Origin of the sequence: Pseudomonas sp. IT-347P, assembly GCF_949768005.1 — a bacterium.
Lineage (GTDB): Bacteria > Pseudomonadota > Gammaproteobacteria > Pseudomonadales > Pseudomonadaceae > Aquipseudomonas.
The window spans coordinates 542,210-554,378 of the sequence record NZ_CATKPQ010000055.1; the positions used below are offsets into that span (position 1 = coordinate 542,210).

Genomic DNA, 12,169 nt, shown 5'->3' on the forward strand with positions numbered 1-12,169 from the left:
CAGCCGGTCAGCCCCTTGAACGAACGCCCGATGTCCACCGCCTTACGCCCCTCGGCCTGTCCGGGGTTGCTGCGTATCGTCCAGGCACTGGACGGCGGTATCTGCCGGATCAAACTCAATGGCGGCTCGATCAGTGCCGCTCAGGCTGACGCGGTCGCCGATGCTGCCGAACAGTTTGCTGGCGGGGCCATTGAAGCGACCAACCGGGCCAATCTGCAGATTCGCGGGATCGGTGAGCAATCTGCAGCGCTGATCGAGCGTTTGCTCGCTGCCGGCCTCGGCCCGCGCACGGCGGCCGGTGACGATGTACGCAACCTGATGCTCAGCCCCGCTGCCGGGATCGATCGGCAGATGCATTTCGACACGCGCAGCCTCGCCGGGCAGATCCTCGACACCTTGCAAAGTCATCCCCGTTTCCACGAACTGAGTGCCAAATTCGCCGTGCAACTGGATGGCGGCGAAGCGCTGGCGATGCTCGAACATCCCCATGATCTGTGGCTCTCGGCGTTCGAGCGCGACGGCGAAACGTTGTTGGCGTTCGGTCTGGCCGGCTGCCCGACGGAGCGCGCCCTCGGCGCCGTGGCGCTGGAACATGGTCATGCGCTGGTGGTCTCGGTGCTGGAATTGTTTCTTGAGCGGGCACGACCCGAGCAGACGCGGATGCGCCATTTGCTCGAAGAGCTGCCGAGACTGGCGTTCCTTGAAGTATTGAGAGAGCGCCTGCCGGTAAAAGCCGTGAGCAATTGGCAGCGCACACCGATAGCCAACGAACTGCACATTGGCGCTCATCGGCAAAACTCCGACACGCTTGTTTACGTCGGTGCTGTGCCGCCACTCGGCCGCCTCGATCCGACGATGCTGCGCGGTGCCGCTCGCCTGGCCCGCCGGTTCGGCGACGGCCATTTGCGTTTCACGCCGTGGCAAAGCCTGTTGCTGCCCAACATCCAGGCCACTGATGCCACTCGGGTGCTCGAAGCGCTCAAGCGCCTTAACCTGTCGATCGAGGCCGCTGACCCCCTGTCGAGCATCATCGCCTGCACCGGTGCCAGTGGCTGTGGCAAGGGGCTGGCCGACACCAAGGGCGATGCCCGTCTTCTGGCGACGTTGTTGCCGCAAACGCAGAGCGTACATCTGTCCGGCTGCCCGCGCTCCTGCGCCGCTGCCCATTGTGCCCCGGTAACCTTGCTGGCCGTCAGCCCCGGTCATTACGACCTCTATTTTCGCGATGCAACGCAGCCGGGTTTCGGCGCGCTGCACGCACGCAACCTTACTATTGAAGCGGCCGCGACTCTGCTCGCCGCCCGCTCCCGGAGCCCCCTTGATGCTTGATTACATCCGCGACGGTCAGGAGATCTATCGCAACTCCTTCGCGATCATTCGCAGCGAGGCCAATCTGGCGCGCATCCCCGCCGATCTGGAAAAACTCGCGGTGCGGGTGATCCACGCCTGCGGCATGGTCGAGGCCGTCGACGGTCTGCAGTTCTCCGATGGTGCCGGCAAGGCCGGGCGCGATGCGCTGGCCGCCGGTGCGCCGATCCTCTGCGATGCGCGCATGGTCTCCGAAGGCGTGACCCGTGCACGTCTGCCGGCCAACAATGAAGTGATCTGCACCTTGCGTGACGAGAGCGTGCCGGATCTGGCCCGTGAACTGGGCAACACCCGTTCCGCCGCCGCGCTGGAACTGTGGCGTCCGCACCTGGAGGGCAGCGTGGTGGTGATCGGCAACGCGCCGACGGCGCTGTTCTATCTGCTGGAAATGCTGGATGCCGGTGCACCGAAACCGGCGTTGATTCTTGGCTTCCCGGTCGGCTTCGTCGGCGCTGCGGAATCGAAAGCCGCGCTGGCCGCCGACAGCCGTGGCGTGCCGTTCGTGATCATGCAAGGCCGCCTCGGTGGCAGCGCCATGGCCGCCGCTGCCGTCAATGCCCTCGCCACGGAGATCGAATGATGCAGGCCCGAGGACGTTTGCTTGGCCTGGGCGTCGGCCCGGGTGATCCGGAACTGATTACCGTCAAGGCCCTGCGCCTGTTGCGCGAATCGCCGGTGGTGGCGTACTTCGTTGCCAAGGGTAAGAAAGGCAATGCGTTCGGCATCATCGAGGCGCACTTGGTCGAGGCGCAGAACCTGCTGCCGTTGGTGTACCCGGTGACCACCGAAGCGTTGCCCGCTCCGCTCTCCTATGAACAAGTCATCAGCGATTTCTACGACGAAGCTGCTGTGGCGGTCGCCGAGCACCTGGATGCCGGGCGCGATGTGGCGGTGATCTGTGAAGGCGACCCGTTCTTCTACGGCTCCTACATGTACCTGCACGATCGCCTCGCCACTCGTTACGAAGCCCAGGTAATCCCGGGCGTGTGCTCGATGCTGGGCGGCGCTTCGGTGCTGGGTGCGCCACTGGTGTATCGCAATCAGAGTCTGTCGGTGCTCTCGGGCGTGCTGCCCCATGAAGAGCTGAAGCGGCGTCTGGCCGATGCCGATGCGGCAGTGATCATGAAACTGGGGCGCAACTTCCCCAAAGTCCGTCAGGTGCTGGAAGAACTCGGCCTGGCCGAGCGCGCGCTATACGTCGAACGCGCGACCATGGCCAATCAGAAGATCGTGCCGATGGATCAGGTCGAGCCGATGTCGTCGCCGTACTTCTCGCTGATCATTGTGCCGGGCGAACGGTGGCAAGGCTGATGACTCAATCAACCCCAGCCATCGTCATTCTCGGTCAGGGCAGCCTGGCCACCGCGCGACGCATTCAGCAGGTGTATCCGGCGGCGCAGATCCACGGCCTCGCCGGGCGCGTTGAAGGTGCCGACCTGACCTATCAGGAATTCGGCGCGACTCTGCGTGATTTGTATCAGCGGGACACGCCGATCATTGCCCTGTGCGCCGCGGGTATCGTCATCCGCACGCTGGCGCCGCTGCTGCTGGAAAAGGGCGCCGAACCGGCAGTGCTCGCCGTGGCCGAAGACGGCAGCGCCGTGGTGCCGCTGTTGGGTGGCCTCGGCGGGGTGAATGGCATGGCCCGGGACATCGCCGCCGGGCTGCAAGTGGCGGCCGCGATCACCACCAGTGGTGAACTGCGTTTCGGCACCTGTCTGCTCAATCCGCCGAGCGGCTATGCGCTGGCGGATCTGGAACTGGGCAAGCGATTTGTTTCCGATCTGCTCGCCGGGCACAGCGTGCGTATCGAAGGCGTCACGCCATGGCTGGATCAGGCGCAATTGCCGGTAGATCCGCAGGCGCAGCGTTCGATCCACGTCGGCAGTGCCGAGCGTGCGGTCAGCGCGCATGAATTGTTGATCTATCCGCGCAGTGTTGCGGTGGCGGTGAGCGCTGCTGAGGCGGATCTGCCAAACGCCGTTCGTACGGCATTGCAACAGGCCGGTGTTGCAATGCCGGCGTTGGCTTGCCTGGTGGCATCCGAGGTTGAAATGGCCTCGCCAGGTTTGCGTGAAGCGGCGCTTGAGCTGGGTGTGCCGCTGCGCTTTGTCGCCGCGCAGAGCGACCTCGAAACACTGGCGGTCGTCGCTGTGCCTGCGGCAAAAGTCTTGACGGCCAACGGTCTGGCCATCGCCGTCGCCGAGCAGCCATTGGCTGTTTCGAGCATCGGTCGCCCACGGGGCCGTCTCGCCGTTATCGGCCTCGGTCCCGGCGCTGCGGAGTTGATGGTGCCGGCAGTCAAGGCTGAACTTGCGCGCGCCACCGATGTGCTCGGTTACGAAACCTACGTGCGCATGGCTGGCCCGTTCCGCGACGATCAGATCCAGCACTGCACCGATAATCGCGAAGAAATGCAGCGTGCGCGCCACGCGTTCAGGCTGGCGGCCGAGGGGCGCTCGGTGATTGTGGTGTCGTCGGGTGATCCCGGCGTATTCGCCATGGCGGCGGCGGTGCTTGAGGCGCTGCACGAGTCGGATGACCCGGCCTGGCACAATGTCGATCTGGAAATCCTTCCGGGGGTTTCCGCTTCGCTCGCCACCGCCGCTCAGGCCGGTGCACCGCTGGGGCACGATTTCTGCGTGATGTCGCTGTCGGATAACCTCAAACCGTGGACGATCATCGAGAAGCGTCTGGACCTGGCCGCCGAGGCGGATCTGGCGCTGGCGTTCTACAATCCGATCTCCCGCGCCCGTCCTTGGCAACTGGGCCGGGCGCTGGAAATCGTTGCGCAGCACCGCGCGTCCGGAACGCCGGTGGTATTGGGCCGTGATATAGGCCGGCCGGGGCAGACGCTACGCACCACGACCCTCGGCGAATTGACCCCGGATCAGGTGGACATGCGCACCATGGTGCTGATCGGCTCGTCCACTACCTGCACCTTCCCCCGCACTGCGGGAGGGGAATGGGTATATACACCGCGCTGGTATGGGGAGAAGCCGGTTTCCTGAGGGGATGGCTAATTGTTCGAACCAACTTGTAAGTAAGTTCGAACAGTTTGGGCGTTGTGCTAGATACATTCACAGCAAGTAAGTGGATAAGAAAGGCCGCAAGCTGTAAGTTCGCGGCCTTTTTGCATTCTGTCGTTAAGGCCATTGCTGTCGGGAATAGCAGAGTTGCGCCTGTTTAAATGTAGGTTCGTGTGTCTTCTGAAACGCCTTGAGTTCTTTGTTTTTTGAAAGTTGCCTGTTTGCATAATAGTTTGGCTGTGTCTGGCTCTTGGTTGGGTTTGTTTGAGTCTGGGCGGAATTTATATTGTGAGTTCAGTGTTGCGCTCGCTCAAAAGGTCTGGCTTGGAACAGGAAGTGAAAGGATATGGCGTTTAAAGGAAGTGACGTTGGTGGGCGCGAGTTTGTTTCTGCTCAAGAGTTCTCGGTGTTGTCGAAGGTGCTGAGCGAGTTTTCTGCATCCGCAGAGTACAAGGCGCTTGCCCAGTATTATCGAGATGTTGAGCAAGCGGTCCAGCTGAATGAGAAATTGAAGTTGGCAAGTTTGTTCCAAGAGCAACTCGTTGCATTGCTCAAGCAAAAAACTACCCCTGTCCCTATTACTGTTGACCACATAAACGTTGATCTGCAGCGTTATATTTCCCGGCTCTCGGCCACGGTGAGGATGTTGTCGGGAACCGCCACCCCTGTGCCGAAAATCATGCATTTCGTCTGGGTCGGCGGCAGTGAAGTCGGAGCTATTCAACGTGATTACATGAATATCTGGCGCCAGGTGCTCGAGCCGCAGGGTTACACATTCAACTTGTGGTACGACAGCGATGCGTTGCTGGCCTTCGAAATGAACCGGGTGATTCTCGACAGTGCCAGGGTTCACGCGATGGAGGCTGGGGGCGATCGGGTTGCCAAGCCCTTTGAGTTGGCATCTATGATTGAAAGTCGGGCTCGAGTGTTGAAACAGCAAATGTTCGAATATCTAAATGAGGCACGATGGTCTGGTCGAGCGGATGAGGCGCGTATTGACCTGATGGTTCGGGCCTACGGCAAGGATCGAGTGACGCTGGAGGCGTTTCGCCAGAAGTGTCTGGACACTCATCGAGAGATGGCGGGATCAGACCTGCAGTTGCGTGACGTCAAGCAGGAATTCTCCGGTCACTTCTTAGCGGATGTCTATCGACGGGAAGTGGCCATGCGCGGCAATTTCGCGGCGGCGAGCGATGTCGTGCGTTTGCAGGCCGAGTACCTGGAAGGTGGGCGTTACAGTGACGTGGATTATCTGCCGCCCCTGCTCGACAGACTGGGTGGCGTAGATATAAGCGGCTATAACCAGACTCAGAAAATCGGTGTTCTGCAATTATTTCTCAATCATGATGAAGCGCTGATGCCTGGACGTGATCGACAGCGTTATGCAGATCGAACGCAGAGTATTCCAGTCGAGCACAAAGATGCTTTGACAATATTTGCCAAAAGTAAGCCTGGTATTCATGAACTGTTCATCGCGCCGCAAGACGTAAGCGCCCCGCGTGATGGTTTTCGCATGGGCCGGGACATGAATGCCCACTTTATTGCACAGCCTGAGAGCCGCATGACTCTATCTATCATGGAGATCATTCGGTTCAACTACGATTTTATATACGAGGTTGAAAAGAGGGCTGCCGCCGCCGGTATTGTTATGTCGGATCTGGATGGCATTGGTGTGTTGGCTCATAAACTGGCTGACGAAACAAAGGCAGCGGGAAAACTGACTCCTTTGGTCGAGAGCGCTCTAAACGGATTGGCCAACGCAGTAGCCAACTATTATGCGGACGGCATTCGGGTAGACGCCGGGGGCACCATCACCCTTACAGGGCCAGGCGCAGCGGTCAACGGCGTATTCGACTACATCGAAAAAAATCTTCATTCTGCCGATATTTATAAAGTCAGAGACCACTTGGCATTAACCACAGGCTTCAACTACCACACCGAAGAAGAAACGATATCGGGCTGGACCATTCGAGCCGACTCTGACGAGTGGCTTAAAAACGAGAAAGCAAAATGGCAGGACGGCAAACTCAAATCCCGTTACGGCGCCGACCTGAATCAACTGCTCAACGACCGCACCCTGACCTTCAAACAAGGCTGGCCCGTCATCGAAGGCAAGCCGGTATTGTTGACGACAGTGTTGCAGCAGTTGATGGACGATCTCGGAGAACCGTTCATTCGTGCCATGGCGGACAAGTTGAGCGGCGATGTCCGGTTCGATACAGCTTTCTCGATCGGCTTCGATGTCCGTGAGCAAATCCTCGCGCAAACGGATACTACCCTGCCGGTTTCTCTCGGTGCCGAATCCACCCGCAACCTCAACGAACTGCTGACACATCTGGCCAGCGGCAAACTGACTGCCGAACACCTGAGTCCGCGCCAGCGCGTCATGCTTGGCGCAATATTTGCCGCTGACCGCCTGGATACCGCAGGTTTTGCCGGTGCTTGGCAAGCGGCTGTGAAGCTCGCCACGGAAACCGGCGCAGGCGGTCTGTTTGCCCGTTATAACGCCATCGAGCAAGTACTGCGTCAGCATCAAGGGCCGGCGTTCGAGGCCGGCCTCCAACGCAGTGAGGTGTCGACGACGCAATCGTCCCGTGAACTGAAGATTCATGCCTTTAATGAACCCCTGACGTTGAAACAGTGGGGCCAGCACATCGGACAGATCAACCGCACCGCGCAGCGTGAGTATCACAGACAAATTCTCAACCGCGGCAGGCTGGTCAGTCATGCGCTTGCAAAAGCCGGTGCCATTTCCTCCCGACAGATTCCGCAAGGTCTGTTGAAAACAACAGTCGGTGACCCGGGCCGTCGCTGCTATCCGCTGGCGCTGTTGATGGCGGCGGCGTTGCCCGCTGGTGAGGCAGCCGAGCGCGCGCTGATCGGCCGGGTGGCCAACACCAGTCTGGCGCCGGACGATGCCGATTCGCGAGCCCTGCTGCTGGCGCTGGATGAGCTGCATGCCACTCCGTTCACCGAAGTGGGAACGGCCCGGGGCACACTGGATCTGCAAAGCATTGGACGGACGCTCGAGGGCAAGACCGCGCCTGCCGTAATGTTGCTGGATACCGGCAACCACGCGCTGCTGGTGGCAAAGGTCAACGTGGGAAGTGACACGGTCTATCGTTTTTATGATCCCAACTTTGCGCTCTACGGATTTTCCGCGGTCGAGCAACTCACGCAGGGCATGCAGGCCTACCTGCGCGATAACCACAGCGAAATCGCCCGGCTGTACGGTCTGGGTGACGAAGCCCTGCCACGATTCAATGTCATCGAATTGAACACCACGGCGATTGCCGAGAAGGTGTTGTCGTCGAATCTGCGAGTGGACGCATTTGTGCAGAACGGCCCCGTTGCCGACCTGCAAACCACCACCGTCTGGGAGAAACAAGTTGTCGCCCGGACGCGCTCGCTCAATGACAACGCGCGGATGGGTTTCAGTCTGGCGCAAGTGGATGCGCGTTACTGGGCCGGCGAACTCAATCAGGCCACCACCCGGCTGCGCACCGAGCACAACGTGGGGCGTGAGTACCTGCCGTTACTGGAGACCGTCAAAGTCAAGCCTGAAGGCGGCTACCGCGTGACGCTGGTGGACTCGCGCAATCCGCGAACGACTCTGGAGGTCGATACCCGCGATGCGCGTTTCGGCAGGGTCAAAAAGCATATCAGCCGGCTGGTGCAAGTTGCCGCCGGTAAACCGGGCGCCGTGGGTGAGGCCGACGGTGGCAGTCGATTGAGTTTTGCCTTTGCCATCCAGACCCTGATCACCGAAATGCGTCAGCGCGATTATGCCGCTGGCGACCCGGTACCGGCGCTGTCGGTTGCGCTGCAGGTTCAGGTGTACGTCAGTTATGCGCAGCTGGGGTTCGGGGTGGTCAGTGATACGCTGCAGATCGTCAACCTGGTGCGTCAGGCTGTGGCCGGTGAGCAGGCTCTGCGCCAGGCCTCGCTGTCCGGGCGATTGCTCAGCCGGGCGGCGACGGGCGTCGGCTTTGCGTTTTCCCTGGCCAATATCGGCTTCGATATCTACAACCTGTCGGTGGCGCAAAACCATGAACAGCGCTCGCGGTTTTCCACCTCGCTGGCGTTCAACGTCGCGGCTCTGGGCCTGGATGTAGTGGCGCTGGCCGCTGGCGGGGCGGCGGGTGCGGCAGCGGCGTTCCTGTCGGTTCCGCTGTTGGGTATCGGCATCGGCGTCACCGCGATCGCCAGCAACCTGGGGCAGATCAAGGACAAGGCCACGGCGGTCGGCAACCATTTGCGCGACATTCAAAATGCTTATCGTGAGGTGTACACCGATCGCAACGGTGTACTGCAGTTTCTGCCAGAGGCGGTCATCACCCACCTGGATCTGTCGAGCAGGGAAGTGCGCTTCGACAGTCAGAAGTTTTTCCCGTGGAAGGGCGGTGCGCTGGAATTGCCGCAATACAACGATGATCCGCAGGAAATTCACAACGCGATTGATATCCGCAAGGCGCTGGGCTTGCCCGAGGTCAGTCGAATTCACGATTTTCAGGATGATGAACTGCACGCCGTGGTGCTGCCGTGCACACCGATTTGCTATTACGGCTATGAGTATCAGGTGGGCGGCACGGGCCACAAATATGAACCCATGCCCGGAGAGCAACTGGAGCCCGCCAGCGCGAGTGAAGATGTTTACGACCAGGACGGCAATTACGTGGTGTTCACCCGTTATCCACAGCTGCGCGACAGTGCGGCGGACAAGCTGGAATATGACGGGCAAGGTCAACGAGTGTTCTACCTGCACAGCCAGCCAGGGCCGCTCAAACACATCCTCTACAAACTGCACCCGGCCTATAAACCGACAAATATCAGCGTGCAACTGGACCACCGGATACGGCAGTTGCTGGTACCGGATCTGCCGCAAGAGTGGAGAAACAAACTCTCCTACGCAATCACCGCGCCGACAGGGCAATACCAGGTCCGGTTGACACCGGGACTGTTGGCGGTGAGGTTGTATGGCAATGCGAAGTGGGTGGTGCAGGCACCTTGGGTCCATCTTGACCAGGTCGTCTTCCGGGGGCCGTTGTGGGAGAACGATGATGGCGATGGTCAACTGATTGTCGATGGCATGGAGTTGAATGCCTTCGACGGGTTGATCGAACTCGCCGAAGGGCTGTTCCGGATCGGCTGGTCGGATAACAGCCTGGATCTTGTGTCGGTCACGCTGACCGAGTCCGGAGACGAGGCGCGAGTCTGGGGAGTGAGCAAATCTGACGGTGAGAAGATCGACGACCTGCGCAAGGTGCTGGCCTTTGTGCGAAAACAGGCACGCGAGCGGCGATTGGCTACGCAGTATGTGCCGTTGTACAAATTCAAGGTTCCCTTTACCACGACGGGGAATGACGTCGTGACTACCGCCTGGTTTGACGTAGCAGGAAATCGCCTGCTGTACCCGCGTAATCTCCCCGCCGAGGTCAATCAGGGCCTGCTACTGGGCGGTGTCAGTGCCCGTCATGCGTGGTTTTACCATCCGGATCATGCAACGGTCTGGCAGGTCGATGCGATGACCGGCAGCGTAGTGCATCGCTATCGTTTGATGAACCCCGCGACCGGCTCGAAAATCGTCGGCTGCCTGCAATCCGCCGACGGTAGTTTGCATGTCTCGCAGTATTTGCCGTTGAGTACCGAGGTCACGGAAGACGAGACGACACTGGAGTACCGGATAGCCGATCAAGTTGTCGAGATGACGGGCATCAAGATCTCGTCGCTCCAGCACAATTACAGGTACTCGCGGCGTATTGACCTGAACTCCTTCGGCCTGCCTATGGCGTTCAAGGATGAAACCCCGGGCATGGCCGCCGGTATCAGTTCATGGGATTTTGCGCCCTTCGTCGTCGTCAGTGGCTATGTGCTGGAAGGCTTGCGGGATCGCTCCTGGCACAGCAAACGCACGGCCAGACGCTTCCATGCGAGTGAGGGTGGCGCCCCGGAGTTGCTGTTGCTGATGCCGTCCGCCGCTGAACGCGCGGGGATAATCTTTTACAACAAGAAGGCTCAGACGGTCAGTCGCGGTATCGAGCCCAAAATCGGTGAATTCAAAAATGTGGTGATCGAGCGTGAGGTGGTCGAGGTCACCCAGACGGCCGGGCACTACATCGCGACCAAGAGCAATGGGCGCCTGTACGAAATCGACCTGGGCGATGTGCCGCCTGCCGGTCCTCTGGAGGCGGGATATGAGATCGACGTCAATATCAACCGCAGCGATTATCAGTGGATGACGCAGCCTGATAAACCGAGCGTTTTGAAGTTCGTCGGCGTCGGCCAGCAATGGCTGCAGCACAACCCTGACTGGCTGACCGCCCTGCCCGCGTTGGCCAAGGAATACAAGGCGACGCCTTTCCCGATCATCGGTCTGGCCAACGTATCCGGTAATGGCTTTCTGGCCGCGTGGTGCGTCGATGAAAAAATCGCGGTGGCGGATTTCGCTCAAGGCAAGGAACTGAGATTGCTGGGCCGGACCCCCGACAAGCAAGCGGTCTGGCTGCTGGAAGTGTCAGCAGGCCAGTTGTATCGACAGCCGCTGGTGGCCATCGAGTCGCTGCGCGCAGCCTTTGCGTCCGGTGCTCGTTTGCGATTCCCTGCACTATTGCCCAAGAGCGAAAAAGTCTGGTCGCAATGGTCGTTTACCCAAGTGCAGCCGCAGGGCCAGGGGTTGCTGGGGCAAACACGCGAAGGGGTGAATGTCGAATTGCCGGATCGCCAGCCAGGGCGAATTGTCAGCGTGGAAAACCGCTGGTGGAACGCGCCCGATCAGTCTCGCGAGCAGTTGCAGGCGCGCCTGAAAGCGCTGCTGGAAGGCCACCCTCATGCGCCGGTATTGCCGGTGGAAAACACCGGGGATCGCTTTCAGTATTACGCCGCCGAACTGGATCGCTTCTTTGACCTGACCGGGCGGGCCGACGGCCAGTGGCCGGTGGTTCTTGGCAATCGTGGCGAATCGGTGCTGGTACTGTTCGGCCCGGATGATGGCCGGGTGTTCAACCGAGTCTTCATCCCGGGATTTGCTGAACTCGTCTGGACGACCGTCCGTCATGCACAGCGGGAAGGTGAGGTCTTGTCGATTGAAACGGGCGAAAAGTCGTTTGATTTGCCCACTGTACTGCCTGATGGCGTCGACCAACTGGTGCTGACATTCGGTGCCGAACTGCACGATTACCGACTGACGGACGATATCTGGCAGCGGCTCGATTGCCTTGTGATCAATTCACGCCGTGCGCCGGGCAGTGAAAGCCTGCACCTGAAAACGCTGACGCTTGACCTGAAACTCAGCGCAAACCTGTTGATGTCGCTGGTCGACGGGCATCTGTTGTTCACCGATCCCGACAGTGTGCGCAGTTTGATTGTGCGTGATGCGCAACCGCGAAACGACGAACCGGATCTGCCGTTGCAAATTGAAGTTCAGTATCAGGGGCGTAACTGTGCATTTACTGTGAAGCAGTGGCTGGCAGGACTGGCGCAGGCTGCCCAAGATAAAACGACTATTAACGTGGCAGATGTACTTGAGACACTCGTCTGAATAATTCTGTGACATGAAAGCGCAAAGGGCTGTGAACAAAAAGTTCACGGCCCTTTGTTTTTCAATGATTCAGAAAAGGCTGCTGCGGTCCAGTGATTGCTGGCGTCGAAGCGCGAGGAAATATGAGGTGGCAGACATATAAAGATGTCAGTGGTTACGACTTTTAAATAGTTTTTTGTATCGAAAACATTTGAATTTCAAGCGGTTTGAGTTTGGTTTTTTCCAACGCTAGTTT

Annotated in this window: 5 protein-coding genes; all 5 read left to right on the plus strand. The window is 59.5% G+C overall.

Annotation, left to right across the window (positions count from 1 at the left end):
• Window positions 1–30: 30 nt before the first annotated feature.
• A complete protein-coding gene (gene cobG, locus ACM6IV_RS21980; RefSeq protein ID WP_414871615.1) occupies window positions 31–1,329 on the plus strand; it encodes a precorrin-3B synthase in 1,299 nt (432 codons plus the stop codon).
• A complete protein-coding gene (locus ACM6IV_RS21985; RefSeq protein ID WP_414871616.1) occupies window positions 1,322–1,948 on the plus strand; it encodes a precorrin-8X methylmutase in 627 nt (208 codons plus the stop codon). Before cobG ends, ACM6IV_RS21985 begins: the two co-directional genes overlap by 8 nt.
• Window positions 1,945–2,679, plus strand: coding sequence for a precorrin-2 C(20)-methyltransferase (locus tag ACM6IV_RS21990; RefSeq protein ID WP_414871617.1), 735 nt, complete (start codon window positions 1,945–1,947; stop codon window positions 2,677–2,679). Before ACM6IV_RS21985 ends, ACM6IV_RS21990 begins: the two co-directional genes overlap by 4 nt.
• Window positions 2,679–4,379, plus strand: a complete 1,701-nt coding sequence (cobJ, locus tag ACM6IV_RS21995; RefSeq protein WP_414871618.1) for a precorrin-3B C(17)-methyltransferase — start codon at window positions 2,679–2,681, stop codon at window positions 4,377–4,379. Before ACM6IV_RS21990 ends, cobJ begins: the two co-directional genes overlap by 1 nt.
• A gap of 364 nt (window positions 4,380–4,743) precedes the next feature.
• Window positions 4,744–11,934 carry a TcdA/TcdB pore-forming domain-containing protein gene (locus ACM6IV_RS22000; protein ID WP_414871619.1) on the plus strand — a complete coding sequence of 2,397 codons (7,191 nt, stop codon included), beginning with the start codon at window positions 4,744–4,746 and terminating at the stop codon, window positions 11,932–11,934.
• Window positions 11,935–12,169 lie beyond the last annotated feature (235 nt).

Bases quoted from the DNA above. Each gene is read 5' to 3' on its own strand.
- cobG (WP_414871615.1), top strand. From the start codon at position 31: ATGTCCACCGCCTTACGCCCCTCGGCCTGTCCGGGGTTGCTGCGTATC.
- ACM6IV_RS21985 (WP_414871616.1), top strand. From the start codon at position 1,322: ATGCTTGATTACATCCGCGACGGTCAGGAGATCTATCGCAACTCCTTC.
- ACM6IV_RS21990 (WP_414871617.1), top strand. From the start codon at position 1,945: ATGATGCAGGCCCGAGGACGTTTGCTTGGCCTGGGCGTCGGCCCGGGT.
- cobJ (WP_414871618.1), top strand. From the start codon at position 2,679: ATGACTCAATCAACCCCAGCCATCGTCATTCTCGGTCAGGGCAGCCTG.
- ACM6IV_RS22000 (WP_414871619.1), top strand. From the start codon at position 4,744: ATGGCGTTTAAAGGAAGTGACGTTGGTGGGCGCGAGTTTGTTTCTGCT.